General features: G+C 74.7%; 17 protein-coding genes. 10 read left to right on the top strand and 7 right to left on the bottom strand.

The features are described 5' to 3' along the window. Positions 1–12 precede the first annotated feature (12 nt). Positions 13–195 (top strand): hypothetical protein, encoded by a 183-nt coding sequence (locus tag AB0B40_RS08115; RefSeq protein ID WP_345051809.1) that lies wholly within the window; start codon positions 13–15, stop codon positions 193–195. Here AB0B40_RS08115 and AB0B40_RS08110 read toward each other — a convergent pair. The 3 genes from AB0B40_RS08110 to AB0B40_RS08100 are packed head-to-tail and all read right to left on the bottom strand — an operon-like array spanning position 187 to position 2,218. Further along, entirely contained in the window at positions 187–858 is a 672-nt protein-coding gene (locus tag AB0B40_RS08110) for an ABC transporter (RefSeq protein WP_362263528.1), read from the bottom strand. The genes AB0B40_RS08115 and AB0B40_RS08110 overlap by 9 nt on opposite strands. Further along, positions 855–1,733, bottom strand: a complete 879-nt coding sequence (locus AB0B40_RS08105) for an ATP-binding cassette domain-containing protein (protein ID WP_345051815.1) — start codon at positions 1,731–1,733, stop codon at positions 855–857. The genes AB0B40_RS08110 and AB0B40_RS08105 overlap by 4 nt, the downstream gene beginning before the upstream one ends. Before the next feature lie 47 nt (positions 1,734–1,780). Further along, on the bottom strand, positions 1,781–2,218 hold the full coding sequence (locus tag AB0B40_RS08100) for a DUF6086 family protein (protein ID WP_345051818.1): 438 nt from the start codon (positions 2,216–2,218) through the stop codon (positions 1,781–1,783). A gap of 204 nt (positions 2,219–2,422) precedes the next feature. On the opposite strand from AB0B40_RS08100, the gene AB0B40_RS08095 reads away from it, so the two are divergent. The 5 genes from AB0B40_RS08095 (at position 2,423) to AB0B40_RS08075 (ending at position 8,282) form a co-directional block, all read left to right on the top strand. After that, positions 2,423–3,139, top strand: coding sequence for an aminoacyl-tRNA hydrolase (locus tag AB0B40_RS08095; RefSeq protein ID WP_362263527.1), 717 nt, complete (start codon positions 2,423–2,425; stop codon positions 3,137–3,139). 198 nt (positions 3,140–3,337) lie between these two features. Continuing rightward, positions 3,338–4,672 carry a DUF692 domain-containing protein gene (locus AB0B40_RS08090; protein ID WP_362263526.1) on the top strand — a complete coding sequence of 445 codons (1,335 nt, stop codon included), beginning with the start codon at positions 3,338–3,340 and terminating at the stop codon, positions 4,670–4,672. Between the two features lie 195 nt (positions 4,673–4,867). Next, positions 4,868–5,590, top strand: a complete 723-nt coding sequence (locus AB0B40_RS08085; protein ID WP_345051826.1) for a DUF4142 domain-containing protein — start codon at positions 4,868–4,870, stop codon at positions 5,588–5,590. A gap of 117 nt (positions 5,591–5,707) precedes the next feature. Then, positions 5,708–6,487: a TIGR04222 domain-containing membrane protein gene (locus AB0B40_RS08080; RefSeq protein ID WP_345051829.1), complete on the top strand. Its 780-nt coding sequence runs from the start codon at positions 5,708–5,710 to the stop codon at positions 6,485–6,487. Positions 6,488–6,638: 151 nt separating this feature from the next. After that, positions 6,639–8,282, top strand: coding sequence for an alpha/beta hydrolase (locus tag AB0B40_RS08075; protein ID WP_362263525.1), 1,644 nt, complete (start codon positions 6,639–6,641; stop codon positions 8,280–8,282). Positions 8,283–8,376: 94 nt separating this feature from the next. On the opposite strand, the gene hemQ is transcribed toward AB0B40_RS08075, so the two are convergent. Then, positions 8,377–9,108, bottom strand: a complete 732-nt coding sequence (gene hemQ, locus AB0B40_RS08070) for a hydrogen peroxide-dependent heme synthase (protein ID WP_345051835.1) — start codon at positions 9,106–9,108, stop codon at positions 8,377–8,379. Positions 9,109–9,113: 5 nt separating this feature from the next. After that, positions 9,114–10,568, bottom strand: a complete 1,455-nt coding sequence (hemG, locus tag AB0B40_RS08065; RefSeq protein WP_345051838.1) for a protoporphyrinogen oxidase — start codon at positions 10,566–10,568, stop codon at positions 9,114–9,116. A 158-nt stretch (positions 10,569–10,726) separates the two neighbouring features. Here hemG and AB0B40_RS08060 point away from each other — a divergent pair, with 158 nt between their 5' ends. Together AB0B40_RS08060 and AB0B40_RS08055 are read left to right on the top strand one after the other, a co-directional pair. Beyond that, positions 10,727–11,767, top strand: coding sequence for a DUF4349 domain-containing protein (locus AB0B40_RS08060; protein WP_362263524.1), 1,041 nt, complete (start codon positions 10,727–10,729; stop codon positions 11,765–11,767). A 27-nt stretch (positions 11,768–11,794) separates the two neighbouring features. Beyond that, positions 11,795–13,195: an FAD-dependent oxidoreductase gene (locus AB0B40_RS08055; protein ID WP_345051843.1), complete on the top strand. Its 1,401-nt coding sequence runs from the start codon at positions 11,795–11,797 to the stop codon at positions 13,193–13,195. Here AB0B40_RS08055 and AB0B40_RS08050 read toward each other — a convergent pair. Then, a complete protein-coding gene (locus AB0B40_RS08050; RefSeq protein ID WP_345051845.1) occupies positions 13,192–13,461 on the bottom strand; it encodes a hypothetical protein in 270 nt (89 codons plus the stop codon). The two genes, AB0B40_RS08055 and AB0B40_RS08050, sit on opposite strands and share 4 nt — an antisense overlap. Before the next feature lie 92 nt (positions 13,462–13,553). On the opposite strand from AB0B40_RS08050, the gene AB0B40_RS08045 reads away from it, so the two are divergent. Then, on the top strand, positions 13,554–14,378 hold the full coding sequence (locus AB0B40_RS08045) for a rhomboid family intramembrane serine protease (protein WP_345051848.1): 825 nt from the start codon (positions 13,554–13,556) through the stop codon (positions 14,376–14,378). Position 14,379: 1 nt separating this feature from the next. Here the strand turns inward: AB0B40_RS08045 and hemE are convergent, their stop codons facing one another. Continuing rightward, on the bottom strand, positions 14,380–15,438 hold the full coding sequence (gene hemE / locus AB0B40_RS08040) for a uroporphyrinogen decarboxylase (RefSeq protein ID WP_345051850.1): 1,059 nt from the start codon (positions 15,436–15,438) through the stop codon (positions 14,380–14,382). Between the two features lie 277 nt (positions 15,439–15,715). Between hemE and AB0B40_RS08035 the strand changes: the two genes are divergently transcribed. Next, complete coding sequence (locus AB0B40_RS08035; protein WP_345052286.1) at positions 15,716–16,351, top strand: DUF3000 domain-containing protein; 636 nt, start codon at positions 15,716–15,718, stop codon at positions 16,349–16,351. The last annotated feature ends 30 nt before the right edge of the window (positions 16,352–16,381 follow it).

Here is a 16,381-nt window from a genome sequence, read left to right as displayed (position 1 = left end):
TACCCTGAGGGCATGAGCGACGAGGAGCACCGCACGATCGCCGACGCGGCCGAGCCGGCGAAGGCCGACGGTCCGCCGTACGCCGACTGCGTGCTGTGCCGGGAGCCGACGGAGTACCCGGAGTCGTACCGGGGCCTCACGCTGTGCCCCCGGTGCGAGTGGCAGGAGGCACAGCGCACCGCCTGCTCAGGGTGAGCGGCGACTGCAGGTCCAGGCCGCCGCGGTGAAGGCCGCGGCCGTGAGCAGGGCCGCGGCGGCCAGGGGCAGCAGCGCCATCGGAGCCCGGCCCGTCCGCGAGCCGGTGACCAGGCCGCTGACCGCGGCCTGCGCCGGGGATCCGGCCGACACCACCGCGAGCAGCGCGCCCAGCAGCATCGCGGGCACCGCCCGGCCGGTGGAGCGCAGCACAGGCTGGGCGGTGAGCGCGCCGACGGCCGTGCCGAGCAGCGCGCACGTGAGGGTGCCGGGCAGTCCGGCCGCAGCGGCCCGGAGCGGGGCGACGTGCACCCGGTGGCCGTCGCTCGCCGGAGCGCTGATGAACGTCACCGCCAGGGTGGCCGCCGCCCCGAGCAGCACGGCCACGAGCAGGGCGGTCAGCAGACAGGCGAGGTGCGCCCGGGCGGGTCCGCGCGCGGCGGCGACACAGGCACGGGCCGCGGGCGGTTCACCGGTGGCGCAGACGCGGACCAGCCAGGCGGCCACCGGCAGCAGCGCGGCGGCCGTGTAGCCGAGCGAGTTCAGCACCGGCTGGCCGCTCTGCACCCCGACCCCCAGGAACACCACGTACAGGATCACCGGCGGCAGCCAGCGCTGGGAGCGCAGGAGCAGGTCGGTCTGGTAGCGCAGGAGGGCGGTCATGGGCGGCTTCCGGGGTCGGGGGGCGGGGCGCCCGCGGGTTCGACGCGCTCCACGTGCCAGGGCGGCCGGGCCGTGAGCAGGGCACGCAGCAGGACGTCGGAGTGGGAGGCGGGGACGGTGAGGCGGTGGCTGCCGGGCGCCGTCTCCTCGACGCAGACGGCGGTCCGTACCGCCTCGGGCGGCAGTCGCCCGCCCGAGGGGCCCCGCGCGACGACGAGGGTGACCGGTCCGGCCGCTCCCGGGCGAGCGCTGTCCGTCCGCGGTCCCAGAGCCCCGTCGTGCAGGGTGTACGTCGCGTCCGGCGCCCCGGCGAGCCGGTGCGGGTCGTGGTCCACGAACACCACGGCGCCGCCGGCTGCCGTCCGCTCGGCCACCGCCCGCTCCAGCTCGGCGCGCGCCACCGCGTCGAGCCCGGTCCACGCCTCGTCCAGCACCAGCAGCTCCGGGTCACCGACCAGGGCCTGGGCGACCGCGACCTTCTGACTGCTGCCCTTGGACAGCCGCGCCATCGGCGTAGCGGCGTACGCGCCCGCGCCGAACCGCTCCAGCCAGTCGGCCGCGCGGCGGGCGGCGAGGGCCCGGGGCAGGCCGTGCACGGTGCCCAGGTGGGCCAGATAGCCCGCGGCCGTGAAGGGCAGGGCGGACGGGAACCGTTCCGGCACATAGGCGGTGCGCGGCCGGCCGGTCACACGGCCTTCGGTGGGGGCGTCGAGCCGGGCGAGCAGCCGGAGCAGGGTGGACTTCCCGGTGCCGTTCGCCCCTTCCAGCCGGGTGAGGGTGCCGGGGGCGATGACGAGGTCGACGCCTCGCAGCACCCAGGGGCCGCGGATGCCGTAGCGGCGGCCCACGGCGGTCAGACGCAGGTCAGGGTGCACAGAGGCCCTTTCCGGTGGGGGGGGTTTCCGTGGGGGGAGGGTGCGGGTCAGCGGGCCATGCCCCGGCTCAGCTCGGCCGCCCTGGCGCGCAGCGCCGCGGCCCAGGGCCCGCCGTCCCCCGGCCCGGACCTCCCGGCCGCCGAGACCTGGACATCCGGCAGGGGGCCGCCCGGGAAGGCTTCGAGGCCGGCCCAGTCGACGGCGATCCCGGCACGCTGGGCGAGCACGAGGACGGTGCCGACGAACCCTTCGGAGAGGGCCAGGACGACGGTGTGGCCGGTCCGCCGGTGCCGGGCGAGCAGGGCGTGCACGAAGACCGCGAGGGCGGCCGGGTCGACCTCGCACTCGTCGTTTCGCATCGGCCCGAGGCCGGACGGCAGCCCCAGCTCTGCCTCGAAGACCTCCGCCTGCCGCAGGAACAGCCGCGCGGCCCCGTTGGACGGGTTCCAGAGCGTCTCGTCACCGATCTCGAAATACTGGCTCATCGGCCCTCCCCTTCAGGTGATCAAGACGGGTCAGGGCAGCCGTCGGGTTCATCGGCGGGCCGCGATTTCTCCGGGCCGGCCCCCCGCCCGGCCGGCGCGGGACCGCAAGGCCTGGAACGGCCGTCGATCGGCGGGAGCCCGCGCGTTGATCGGCGTGGCCCGCGCGTTGATCGGCGTGGCCGGGGCTTCGTAGGGTGGGCTTTCGTGAGCGACGTTCCAGCACCTTCCGGTGACAGCCCCTTCCAGCCCGAGCACCACCCCCGCGACGAGGCCCGGCAGTTCGTGCTGCCGCTCGTCGTACGGATCGAGCGGAGCGCGCCGCCCGCCCGTACCGACGCCCTGGAGACGGCCGCCCGGGCCGTACTCGTGCTGCTCGGCGACGAGCGCGCGCACGGCGACGGGGAGTGGGCCGGGGCGGTACGCGACTGGGAGGACGCGCGGATCCGCAAAGTCGTCCGGCGGGCCCGGGGTGCCGAGTGGCGGCGCGCGGGGACACTGCCCGGGATCACGGTGACGGGCAAGTCCGCGGAGGTCCGGGTCTTCCCGCCGATCCCGCTGGACGGCTGGCCCAAGGACCTGGCCAAACTCCAGGTGTCGGGCACCGAGCTGGACGACCCCGAGCCGCCCCTCGTCGCCGGGCCGGCGGAGCCCGTGCTGTGGCTCAACCCGGATCTGGAGATGTCGGCCGGCAAGGCGATGGCCCAGGCCGGCCACGGCGCTCAGCTGGCCTGGTGGGCGCTGTCCGACGCGGAGCGCACCGCGTGGCGTGACGCCGGTTTCGCACTGTCCGTCCGCACGGCCGATCCCGCCGACTGGGCCCGGCTCACCGGCAGCGGTCTGCCGCTGGTGCGGGACGCCGGCTTCACGGAGATCGCACCGGGTTCCTGCACGGTCGTCGCCGACCATCCCGCGCTGCGCTAGGGCCCGAGGACGGACCGGGATCCGGGCCGCCGCAGGAGACGCTGCGTCTGCCGGGCCGGGCGCCGCGGCGGTGGCCGGGGCGGGACCGAACCTCAAATGTTGCTCTGAACGCGAGCGGGAGGGGGTTCGGCGCCGCCCGCCGGGGCCATACCCCCGTCGCTCGGCACACGAGCACGGGGGCGAGGAGGGGGAGGCAGCATGCGGCGACTGGGGACGGGGATCGGCTGGCGGCCGGAGATCGCGGACGCCGTGGAGGGGATGCCGGGCATCGACTGGGTGGAGGTGGTGGCGGAGAACGTCTGCCCGGGGCACCTCCCGGAGTCGCTGCTGCGGTTGCGCGAGCGCGGTGTGACGGTGGTCCCGCACGGTGTCTCCCTCGGCCTCGGCGGCGCGGACCGTCCCGACGAGGGGCGGTTGACGGCCCTGGGCGAGCGCGCGGAGGCCCTCGGTTCCCCGCTGGTCACCGAGCACATCGCCTTCGTCCGGGCCGGCGGCACGCTCACCGCGTCCCCGCTTCTGGAGGCCGGCCATCTGCTGCCCGTGCCCCGCACCCGGGACGCGCTGGACGTGCTGTGCGAGAACGTCCGTATCGCCCAGGACGCGCTGCCGGTGCCGTTGGCCCTGGAGAACATCGCCGCGCTGTTCTCCTGGCCGGGAGAGGAGCTGACCGAGGGGCAGTTCCTGTCCGAGCTGGTCGAGCGGACCGGCGTACGTCTGCTGATCGACGTGGCCAACCTGCACACCAACCACGTCAACCGGGGCGAGGACCCGGCCGAGGCCCTGGCCGAGCTGCCCCTGGAGGCGATCGCCTACGTCCATGTCGCGGGCGGCGTCGAGCGCGACGGCGTCTGGCACGACAGCCACGCGCACCCGGTGCCGCGCCCGGTGCTGGACATCCTGACCGGCCTCGCCGCCCGGGTCGCGCCGCCCGGGGTCCTCCTGGAACGGGACGAGGACTTTCCCGGACCCGCCGAGCTGGAGCAGGAGTTGCGCGCCGTCCGGGACGCGGTGGCGGCCGGCGGCCGGTCACGCCCGGCGGGAACGACGGCGGCGAAGGGGACGGCGACGGCGGGCGCCGCCGCTGCGGGGGACGGGGGCGTCGGTGTCCTGGCGCGGCCGGTGGCCGGTGTGCGCGAGCGGCTCGGGATGGCCCAGGCCGCCGTGCTGTCGTCCCTGGTGGCGGGGACGCCGGTGCCGGAGGGGTTCGACCGGGTGCGGATGGGCGTTCAGGCGCGGGCGCTCGCGGCGAAGCGGGCGGGCGTGGTGGCGAAGGTGGCCCCCGACCTGCCGGTGATCCTGGGGGCGGGATACCGGGAGGCGTTCCTTGAGTACGCCCGGCAGCGGCCGATGAGAGAGGGGTACCGGCGGGACGCGCTGGACTTCGCCGGGCATCTGCTGAAGCTGGGGCGGCCGGGTGACGCGGGCGCGCGGCGGGAGCTGCGGGAGTGGTGGCTGGACCGCGTGGGACCGGCTCCGCGACAGCGGGGATTCACGGCCCGGGCGCTGCGCACGGTCCTGCGCCGCCGAACCTGACCCGGCGCCCGAAGGACGCACGGAACAGCGCGACCGGCCACAACGCCTCCCGCGGGGCCGCACACCTCGCCCCCGCGGCCCCCGGGCGAGCCGCTCGCCGGACACCGCGCGCACGAGCGCGTCCCCGGGCCCCAGTAATATGCCAACCCCGCACCCACCCCAGCACCCCCGGCGTGCGGCGCAGGAGGCAACACCATGCGACCGCGTCCCCCCGTCCACGGCCGAGGCCCGTTCAGCGGCACCGGGCTCATCGTCATCGCCCTCGCGGCGACGGTCGTCGCCCTGCTCGTCCCGCTGTGGTCCTACGCGGGCCGGCAGGACCCGGCGAGCGCGAACGTGCTGAGCGCGCACACCGTGACGACGCCGTACGGACCGCTGTCCGAGCAGGACCGGGACTTCGTCACCAAGGTCCGGCTGGCCGGACTGTGGGAGCTGCCCGCCGGAGAGCTGGCGCGGCGCAAGGGCACGACCCCGGCCGTCCGCCTGGCGGGGCAGCACCTCGTCGACGGCCACACGTCCCTGGACGCGCACGTCCGGACCGTCGCCACCCAGCTCGGAGTGGCGCTGCCCAACGAGCCCAACGAGCAGCAGAAGCAGTGGCTCGCCACCCTGAACGCGGCCGAGGGGCAGGACTTCGACCGCCGGTTCGCCGGCCTCCTGCGGCTCGCGCACGGCCGGGTGTTCTCCCTCGTCGCCCAGGTCCGGGCCGGCACCCAGAACTCGCTGGTCCGCGATCTCGCCGACGACGCCAACGCGACCGTGCTGGACCACATCAAGGTCCTGGAGGCGACGGGTTACGTCGACTTCTCCGCACTGGCGGAGGACCTGGCGGCCTCCGCGTCCCCGGTGCCAACCCCGCCGGAGGTCGACCCGGACGCCGCCGTGCCGGTCGTGCCGTCGGTGACGAGCAGTCCCTGACGGCACCTCACGCCCCTTGACCGGGCCAGGAAACGGAACGTCACATACCGGCAACACTCCGTCCGGATCGTGAACAGGGCATGGCGTCCGAGCAGGCCCCTGGCATACAAACACGTCATGTTCTGGGTCCTTCTCCTCCTCCTGGCCTGGTCTTTCGCCGGTACGGCCTGTGCCCGGCTGTGCCTGGCGGCCGTTCGCGCGGCAGCCGCGGACGCGCGTGAAACGCCGACGGCCCGGGAGCATGATCTGACGCTGTACGAGGCGGCCTTCCTCTCCGGCGGCCCGGCGCGGGTCGCCGACGTGACCCTGGTCTCCATGGCCCGCCAGCGGCGACTGCTGCTCGCGCACACCGGCTGGGCCACGGTGGTGGACCCGCGGGGGCGCGACGAGATGGAGCGGTCCGTCATAGGGGCCATAGGGCCCGAGGGGCAGTCACGGATCGCGCCGGTGCGGACCCGGGCGGCCGGCGCCGAGGCCGTGCGCCGGCTGGCCGACGGGCTGGTGCACGCGGGACTCGCGGTCCCCGAGGGCACGGGCACGACGGTGGGGTCGGCCGTCCGCCAGGTACGGGCCGCCGCGCTGGCCGTGACGGTGCTGGGCGCCACCGCACTGCTGCTGCCCGGCCAGTCGGGTACACCGCGTCTGCTGGTGGGCCTGTGGTTCGCCCTGCCCCTCACGCTGGCGCTGAGCTGCCTGGCGGTCGCCCGGTTCGAGGTGCATCCGTACTCGCGCTGGGCCTCCCCCGCCGGCCAGCGGCTGCTGAGCACGCTGGCCGGGAAGCCGGCCGGTGACGAGAGGTCGTTCCTCACCTCCGTCGCCGTACGCGGCATCCGCGCGATCGGCGAACCGGAGCTGCGCGCGGCCTTCACCCACCGCGACCAGCCCTGGCGGGAGTGAGCGCGGCGGCTTCGGGGGGCGCATAGGGGGCAATGGCGCCGACACCGGGCGGATGGTCTTGCCTTCCCCCACAACCGAACGAAACATCCCTTCTGTTGTCGCCGGGCCGTGGCAGCCGTGCCATCGCCGCCGCGCACCGAAGGGATACGCGATGAAAGCTGCCGCCCTCTACTCGACCGCCGGGTCCCTGCTGCTGACCACCCTGGCGGCGGCCCCGGCGGGCGGCGCGCCCGGCACCCCGCACGCCCCCGGCACCGCCGAACTGCGCGGCACCGCGGTCGCCGTGGCCCGCGCCCGGGCGGCCGGCATCGACTTCGGCCCGTGCTCCGCCGCCGACGTGCCGCGGACGACGGCCGACGTGCGGTGCGGCACGGTGTCCGTCCCGCTGGACTACGCGCACCCCGGGGGCAAGCAGATCAAGCTGACCGTCAGCCGTGCCCCGGCCACCCAGAAGGACCCGCACAACAGCAAGCGGAAGGTCCCCCGGCAGGGCGCCCTGCTCTACAACCCGGGCGGCCCCGGCGCCTCCGGCATGTACTTCCCGCTGGTCGGCACGGTCCCGCAGTGGAAGGGGATCGCCGCCGCCTACGACCTGGTCGGCTACGCCCCGCGCGGGGTGGGCCGCTCGGCCGCGCTGTCCTGCCAGGACCCGAAACGTCTCTTCAAGGCGCCCACCACGTCACCCGCCCACCCGTCCGAGGCGTACAAGCGGCAGCGGATCACCCAGGCGAAGGCGTACGCGCGCGGCTGCGCCCAGCGCTCCGGCAGCGGGCTCAGGTTCTACAACTCCCTCAACAACGCCCGGGACCTGGACGTCCTGCGAGCCGCGCTGGACGAGGACCGGCTGACCTTCATGGGGGCGTCGTACGGCACCTACCTCGGCGCGCTGTACGCGGCGATGTTCCCCTCGCACGTGCGGCGCATGGTGCTGGACTCGGCGGTGAACCCGGACCCGCACACGGTCTGGTACCGCAGCAACCTGGACCAGTCGGCGGCGTTCGAGGAGCGCTGGGCCGACTTCCGTGACTGGATCGCCCGGCACGACGACGTGTACCGGCTCGGTGCCACCCCCGCGAAGGTGCAGCGCGCCTACGACACCGCGCGCGAGCGGCTGGCGGGGAAGGCGGCGGGCGGCAAGGTCGGTCCCGGCCAGCTGCAGAACGCGTTCCTGATGGCGGGCTACTACGACGACTTCTGGCCGAGCCGGGCCGCGGCCCTCTCGGCGTACCTGCACGGCGATCCCGCGCCGCTGGTCCGGCTGGCCGCGCCGAGCCCGGAGACGGCCACCGAGGCGGAGAACGGCAGAGCGGTGTACACGGCGGTGGAGTGCAATGACGCGCCCTGGCCGACGGACTGGAAGGTGTGGGACCGCGACAACACCCGGCTCGCCCGGGTGGCACCCTTCGAGACCTGGGACAACGCGTGGATGAACCTGCCGTGCGCCTACTGGCCGGCGCCCCGGCGGCAGCCACTGGACGTGCGGACCGGGCCCGGTGAGCTGCCGCCGGTGATGATCCTGGCGGCCGAGCGGGACGCCGCGGCGCCGTACCAGGGCGCCCTGGAGATGAACCGGCGGCTGGCCGGCTCGGTGCTGGTGACCGAGCGGGACGCGGGAACGCACGGCATCGGGGGCGGACCCAACCGGTGCGTCAACGGTCACCTGGACGCGTATCTGCTGGAGGGCCGCCTCCCGGCGCGGCACGCCTCGTGCGCGCCGCGCCCGGAACCGGTCGCCTCCGGCGGTCCGGCCGGCAAAGGGGTCCGGCGGGACGCGTTGAAGGGCAAGGGCGCCTGACGTCGGGCCGCCCACCGGGGCGCCGCGTGAGGTCCGTCGGCGGCTCCGGGTGTGCCGTGGCCTGTCGCGCGGTTCCCCGCGCCCCTTCGGGGGGCTACGCCAGGCCCGCCACCAGGTCGGCCACGGACTTGCGGCGGCCCGTGTAGAACGGGACCTCCTCGCGGACGTGCATCCGGGCCTCGGAGCCGCGCAGGTGCCGCATGAGGTCGACGATGCGGTACAGCTCGTCGGCCTCGAAGGCCAGCATCCACTCGTAGTCGCCCAGGGAGAACGAGGCGACCGTGTTGGCGCGCACGTCCGGGTAGCCGCGGGCCATCTTGCCGTGGTCGGCGAGCATGCGGCGGCGGTCCTCGTCGGGCAGCAGGTACCAGTCGTAGGAGCGCACGAAGGGGTAGACGCTCACGTAGTTCCGCGGCGTCTCGTCGGCGAGGAACGCCGGGATGTGCGAGCGGTTGAACTCGGCCGGGCGGTGCAGCGCCATGTTCGACCAGACGGGCGTGAGCGCGCGGCCCAGCTTCGTGCGGCGGAAGAGGTTGTACGCCTCCTGGAGCTGGTCGCTGGTCTCGGCGTGCCACCAGATCATGAGGTCGGCGTCGGCGCGCAGACCGGAGACGTCGTAGGTGCCGCGGACCGTCACGTCCTTGGCGGCGAGCTGGTCGAACAGCTCCTGGACCTCGTCGGCGTATCCCGCGCGGTCCTCCGGCAGCACGTCCTTCAGCCTGAAGACCGACCAGAGGGTGTAGCGGATGACCTCGTTGAGGTCCTTGGCCAGCTTGCCCTTGTTCGGGATCCTGCCGGACTCGGTGATGGGGGCGTCGTCACTCATGGTCCCTATTCTCCCGCCCCGCCGTGCAGGCTCTGCACCGGGTTGGCGGTCAGCTCCGCCACCCCCGTCAGGTCGCCGGCCAGCTGGTCCACCGCCGCGTACGCCCCGGCGATGCACGCCGGGATGCCGACGCCGTCGTACTGGGCGCCGCACACCGCGAGCCCCGGGAGCTTCGCCACCTGCTCGCGCACGCGGGCCACGCGCGCGTGGTGTCCGACGGGGTACTGGGGCAGACCGTCGGTCCAGCGGGTGACCCGGGTCTCCAGGGGCACGGCGTCCACACCGGCGGCCTCCCGCAGGTCGTGCCGGGACGCCTCCACCAGGTCGGCGTCGTCGCGGCCGAGCACCTCCGTCTCGCCGTGGCGGCCCACGGACGTGCGCAGCACGACCACGTCCGGGTCCTCCTCCGCGATCCAGCCCCACTTGCGGGAGGCGAAGGTGGACGCCTTGACGGTGCGGCCGTCGACGGGCGGCACGAGGAAGCCGCTGCCCTCGGGCAGGCCCAGTCCGGCGCTCCGGTAGGCGAGCGTGATCAGCGCCATCGAGGCGTACTCGACGGCGGCCAGCTCGGCGGCGGCCCCGGGGGACTCGGCCCGCAGCAGGGCGGCGGCGGCCGGGGCGGGTACGGCGACGATCACGGCGTCGGCGTGCAGCACGCGCTCACCGGCGGTGATCCGCCAGCCGCCGGCCGCCTCCCGGCGCAGTTCCCGGGCGGGCGTGCGGGTCAGGATCTCGCCGCCCCGCGCGCGCACGGACGCGGCGACCGCGAGCGGCAGCCGCCCGACCCCGCCGGCGATGCCCATGAAGACCGGCCCGGTCCGCCCGCCCGCCGCGGCCTGCGCCTGGATCTCCCGGACGCCCTCGGTGAGGGAGGTGTGGGCGCGGGCGGCCTGGAAGAGCTGCGGTACGGCCGAGCGCATCGAGATGCGGTAGGCGTCGCCCGCGTACACCCCGCCGAGCAGGGGTTCGACCAGCCGGTCGACGACCTCGCGGCCGAGCCGGGCCGCCACGTACTCCCCCACGGCGACGTCGTCGCCGATCTCGGTGCGGGGCAGGTCGGCGTCGCGCTCGATGCGGCTCAGACCCTCCTCGGAGAGGACGCCGGAGAGCGCGGCGGCGGTGCCGGGCACGCCCATCACATGGCCCTTGGGCATGGGGCGCAGGGCGCCCCGGGTCCAGATCGAGGCGGTGGCGGTGGCCGGCGGCTGGAGGTGCTCGCCCAGTCCCGCCTCGCGCGCGAGCGTCACGGCCTCGGGGCGGCGGGCGAGCATGGACTCGGCGCCCAGGTCGACGCGCACACCGGCGATCTCGCCGGGCAGCAGCTTGCCGCCGACCCGGTCGCCGGCCTCCAGTACGGTCACGCGCGCTCCGCGTCCCAGCAGCCGGTGCGCGGCGGCCAGCCCGGCGATACCGGCCCCGATGACGACGACGTGCCCCAAGCCCCTGTCCGTTGCGCTCATGTCCCCCACTCTCTCAGACCCCACCGGCACTCCCCCCGGGACCCGGTGTCCGGGCCGAGTCCGCATCGTGACCGCATCGGAACCGGCGGCGTCCAACGTTCCCGCCGGCCCCGGCGTCGAAGGACCGTCACCTGCCACGGCTCTCGGGGGTACCGCCCATGCGCACACCTCGCTCCACCCGCTGCACCCGCTGCACCCGGATCCTGTCCGGGGTCCTGCTCGCCGTCTCCCTGGCGCTCGCCGGGTGCAGCGCCGACGGCTCGGGCGGCGGTGACTCCAAGGCCGCCTCGGCCGTCGGCGGCGCGCGGGCCGGAGCCCCCGGCGGCACGGCGGGGGGCGGGAAGGCCACCCGGGCGACGCCGAAGCCGACCCCGGACGCCGTCATCCGCACCGCGTCCCTGACCGTGGAGGTCGAGGACGTGCCCAAGGCGCTCGGCACGGCCCGCACGACCGCCGAGCACGCGGGCGGCTTCGTCGGCAACGAGACCACGAACCGGGACGCCGACGGCCACGAGCAGACCCGCGTGGTGCTGCGCGTGCCCACCGAGCGGTACGACGAGGTCCTCACCGGCCTCCAGGGCACGGGCCGGCTGGTCGAGCGCACGGCCAGGGCGGTCGACGTCACCGACCAGGTCGTGGACGTGGACAGCCGCGTCACGTCGCAGCGGGCCAGCGTGGACCGGATCCGCGCGCTGATGGCGAAGGCGACCAGGCTGAGTGACGTCGTCTCGCTGGAGGGCGAGCTGAGCACCCGTCAGGCCGACCTGGAGTCGCTGCTGGCCCGGCAGGCGTCGCTGAAGGACCGCACGAGCCTGGCCACCATCACCCTGTCGCTGTCCGAGACCCCGGTCCGGCGGGCGGACGGCTCACCGGGTTTCACGGACGCGCTGGCGGGCGGCTGGCACGTGTTCGTCTCGACGCTGCGCCTCATCGCCCTGGCACTCGGCGCCGCCCTGCCGTTCGCGGCCCTCGCCGCCCTGCTGGCGCTGCTGTGGCGGCGGGTCGTGCGCCCCCGGCTGCCGCGCCGGGCCGGGTCGGCGTGGGCCGTGACCGCGCTCGGCCCGCTGCCGTCGGCCCGCCCGGCGCCGGACTCCGCCGCGGCGACCACGGCGACAGCGGCGACAGCGGCGACCAGGGAGACCGGCGGGACTGCGGAGACCGGGGAGAGCGGGGGAACGAGGAAGGGGGGCCGGGGCTGAACGGCCCGCGCGCCGTAGCGTGTTCCCATGAGCATGAGCACTGGACGCGGCGGCGGGGGCAGGGAACGACTGGTCGTGATCGGGGGCGACGCCGCGGGCATGTCCGCGGCGTCGCAGGCACGGCGGCTGAGGGGCTCCGGGGAACTGGAGATCGTGGCCTTCGAACGGGGGCACTTCAGCTCCTACTCGGCGTGCGGCATCCCGTACTGGGTGGGCGGCGAGGTCCCCGAACGGGACCAGCTCATCGCCCGTACGCCCGAGGAGCACCGCGCGCGCGACATCGACCTGCGGATGCGCACGGAGGTCACGGAGATCGACCCGGCCGGCCGGCGGGTACGCGCGCGTGACGTCGACTCCGGCGCCGAGTCCTGGACGTCGTACGACAAGCTCGTGATCGCCACCGGCGCCCGTCCCGTCCGCCCGGACCTGCCCGGCGCGGACGCCCCCGGCGTGCACGGTGTGCAGACGCTGGACGACGGCCAGGCCCTGCTGGAGACGCTGGCACGCACGCGTGGCCGCAGGGCGGTGGTGGTGGGCGCCGGTTACATCGGCGTCGAGATGGCCGAGGCGCTGATCAACCGGGGTTTCGAGGTGACGGTCGTCAATCGCGGCAAGGAGCCCATGTCGACGCTGGACCCGGACATGGGCCGGCTGGTGCACCGGGCCATGGAGGGCCTCGGCATCACGATGGTGAACGACACCGAGGTCACCAAGATCCTCACCGGTCAGGACGGCCGGGTCCGGGCGGTGGCCACGCAGGACGCCGAGTACCCCGCGGACGTGGTGATCCTGGGCATCGGCGTCCGCCCGGAGACCGCCCTCGCCCGGGCGGCCGGCCTCCCGCTGGGCGCCCACGGCGGTCTGCTCACCGACCTCGCGATGCGGGTGCGCGGGCACGAGGACATCTGGGCGGGCGGCGACTGCGTCGAGGTGCTGAACCTGGTCTCCGGACAGGAGCAGTACGTGCCGCTCGGCACCCACGCCAACAAGCACGGCCAGGTCATCGGCACCAACGCCGGCGGCGGATACGCCACCTTCCCCGGCGTCGTCGGCACGGCGGTGAGCAAGGTCTGCGACCTGGAGATCGCCCGCACCGGCCTGCGGGAGAAGGACGCGCGCCGGGTGGGCCTGCGGTTCGAGGCGGTCACCATCGAGTCGACGAGCCGCGCCGGCTACTACCCCGGTGCCGCCCCCATGACGGTCAAGATGCTCGCCGAGTACCGCACGGGCCGGCTGCTCGGCGTGCAGATCGTCGGCAGGGAGGGAGCGGGGAAGCGGGTCGACATCGCGGCGGTGGCACTGACCGCGCGGATGACGGTGGACCAGATGACGGCCCTCGACCTGGGCTATGCCCCGCCCTTCTCACCCGTGTGGGACCCGGTCCTGGTGGCGGCGCGGAAGGCGGCGGCGCGGGTACGGGGTGCCTAGGCCGTGCCGCTGATCCTCGGCAGGGCGGACACCGCCGCCGGCTGCTCCCCGGAGGGCTTGGCGTGCGTGGCGGACGGCCGGGTGGACCTCAGCCGGTAACTCACCGCCTCGTCCAGCGTCACGGGCCGCTGCATCTGGGAGGCCAGCCGCCCGGCCTCCTGGCCGAGCCGGGCGAGGTCCTCCCAGGGGAGCCGCACCACCAAGGACAGTTCGGCCTCGCCGTCGGGCAGAGCATGCATCGCCGGAACCTGCGCAGCGTTCGTCATCGCCTGATCCTCACGTCGGTTGAGAAGAGATACGCAACGTCCCCCGGCGCCGTTCACCGATTCGGCCGCCCGATCGCGGGCACAACTCCTGTGTGGTCATCCCCGTCCATGACGTGAACCCGGTGCGCCGCACGCCCTGGGTGACGTACGCGCTCATCGCCGCCAACGTGCTGGTGTTCATCACCACGCCCGGCATAGCCGGTTCCGTGGCCGGCAGCGGTGATCTGGCACAGCTGTGCCACCTGCACGCCTTCATGGACCACTACGCGGCGGTACCGCGCGAGCTGATCCACGACCAGCTCCCCGGGGTCGTCCCGACCGGAGCGGTCGGCCTGGGTCCGCACGGCCCGGGCTGCGTCGTGGGGCCGCCGGCCTACGACAAGTCGCCGGTGCTGTCGGTCTTCACGGCGATGTTCCTGCACGGCGGCTGGCTGCACCTGCTGGGCAACATGCTCTTCCTGCTGATCTTCGGCAACAACGTCGAGGACCGGATGGGCCACATCCGCTACTTCCTCTTCTACGTCGCCTGCGGCTACGCGGCCGGCTACGGCTTCGCGCTGCTGAACGCCGACTCCACCGACCCGCTGATCGGCGCCTCGGGGGCGATCGCCGGGGTCCTCGGCGCCTATCTGGTGCTGTACCCGAAGGCCAGGGTGTGGGTTCTGGTGCCGTTCCTGGTCTTCCTGCCGCTGCGGCTGCCCGCCTGGCTGGTGCTGGGCTTCTGGTTCGGGCTCCAGGCGGTGTACTCGTCCGGGCACGGGGTGTCCGGCGCCGGCACGGTGGCGTACGCGGCGCACGTGGTCGGCTTCGTGGCGGGCATGCTGCTGGCCTGGCCGCTCAAGCCCGGCACGCCTCCCCCGCCGGAGCCGCCCGGCCTGCTGTTCGGCAGGCGGGCACGGCCCCACTACTCCTGGTGAGTCAGCGCGCGGTGGCGGTGTGGACGTACTCCACGAGCCGGGTCAGCGCGTCCGGGTCGGTGTTCGGCATGACGCCGTGGCCGAGGTTGAAGACGTGCCCCTCCAGGCCGGCGGCGGCGTCGAGCACCTCGCGCGCCTTGGTCTCGACGGTGTCCTTGTCGGTGAACAGGACGGTCGGGTCCAGGTTGCCCTGGAGCGCCTTGCCGGGGCCGACGCGGCGCCGGGCCTCGTCCAGCGGGACGCGCCAGTCGACGCCGACGACGTCCGCGCCCGCCTCGCCCATGAGCTTCAGCAGCTCGCCGGTGCCGACGCCGAAGTGGATGCGGGGCACGCCGTAGCCGGCGACGGCCTCGAAGACCTTCGCGGAGGCGGGCATGACCGAGTGCCGGTAGTCGGCCGGGGCGAGCGCGCCGGCCCAGGAGTCGAACAGCTGGACCGCGCTCGCGCCGGCCTCGATCTGCACCTTCAGGAAGGCGGCGGTGATGTCGGCGAGGCGGTCCAGCAGGTCGGCCCACAGCTCGGGGTCGCCGTACATCATCGCCTTGGCGTTCTCGTACGTGCGGGACGGACCGCCCTCGACCAGGTAGCTCGCGAGGGTGAACGGCGCGCCCGCGAAACCGATCAGCGGGGTGGCGCCCAGCTCGCGGGTGAGCAGGCCGATGGCCTCGGTGACGTAGGAGACGTCCTCGGGGCTGAGGTCGCGCAGCCGGGCCAGGTCGGCACGGGTGCGGACGGGCTCCGCGACGACCGGGCCGACGCCGGGCTTGATGTCCAGGTCGACGCCGATGGCCTTGAGCGGGACGACGATGTCGCTGAAGTAGATCGCCGCGTCCACGTCGTGCCGGCGCACCGGCTGCAGGGTGATCTCGGTGACCAGTTCGGGCCGCATGCAGGACTCGAGCATGGGGATGCCCTCGCGCACCTTGCGGTACTCGGGCAGGGAGCGGCCGGCCTGGCGCATGAACCACACGGGCGTGTGCGGCACCGGTTCACGCCTGCACGCCTTGAGGAAGGCGCTGTCGTACGTCGCTGTCGGCTGCGTGGTGTCTTTGGCGGTCACGAGCCAAGTTTCGCATGCCACCGGATCCCCACTCGCCCCGCACGGACCCCGCCCGACGGGACCCGCCTGCCCCCACCACGACCGCCCCACGACCGCCCCGGCGCGGGGACGCCGCCCGGCCACGGCATCGAGCCCGGCGGTACGGCAGGCCGCCCGCCGCACGTGTCAGGCGCCTGCGGTGTGTAGCGGGTGTCTTGCCCTGCACGAGGGCCCGGTTCCCCTTACTCTTCCCCGCATGGCTGCGGCTCACGGACGAATGTCGGACAGCGCTGATGGAATGGGCGACGTGAAGGACACCGAAGATGCTGACCGGCGCTCCAGTACGCCGGGGCCGCCGGCCTTTCTGGCCGCGGTGGAAGCCCTGCGCGGCAGCCGGCTGAGGCCTCAGGTCGAGGTGGAGCCGACGCCGGCCCCGCAGCGGCTCGCCCCGTACGCGTACGCGCTGGAGGCGGTGGTGGTCGACGGGGAGCAGGAGCTGGCCGACGGCCGGCTGGTGCTGCTGCACGACCCGGCCGGGCACGAGGCGTGGCGGGGCACGTTCCGGCTCGTGACGCTGGTGCGGGCGGAGCTGGAGGCGGAGATGGCGGCCGATCCGCTGCTGCCCGAGGTGTGCTGGTCGTGGCTGACCGGGGCACTGCAGGCGCGGGGGCTCGGCTACGGCGAGCCGAGCGGCACGATCACGCGGGCCGGCTCGCACTACTTCGGCGGGCTGGCGGAGCGTCCGCCCGCCTCGCAGATCGAGATCCGGGCGTCGTGGACACCCCGCGAGGGCCTCGGCGGGGTGCCGGACACCGCCGCCCACCTGCTCTCCTGGTGCGATCTGCTGGCACAGGTCGCGGGCCTGCCGCCGGCCGGACCGGGGGACGCGTCGGTGGTGACCCTGCCGCAGCGCAGGGGCCCGCAGTCCCGCTGAGACCCGCTGAGACCCGCTGAGCGATCACCC

This window comes from Streptomyces sp. NPDC042638, assembly GCF_040647235.1.
In the GTDB taxonomy this organism is placed as follows: domain Bacteria; phylum Actinomycetota; class Actinomycetes; order Streptomycetales; family Streptomycetaceae; genus Streptomyces; species Streptomyces rameus.
Note: the sequence above shows the minus strand (reverse complement) of the source record. Positions and strands in the feature narration are given on the sequence as shown.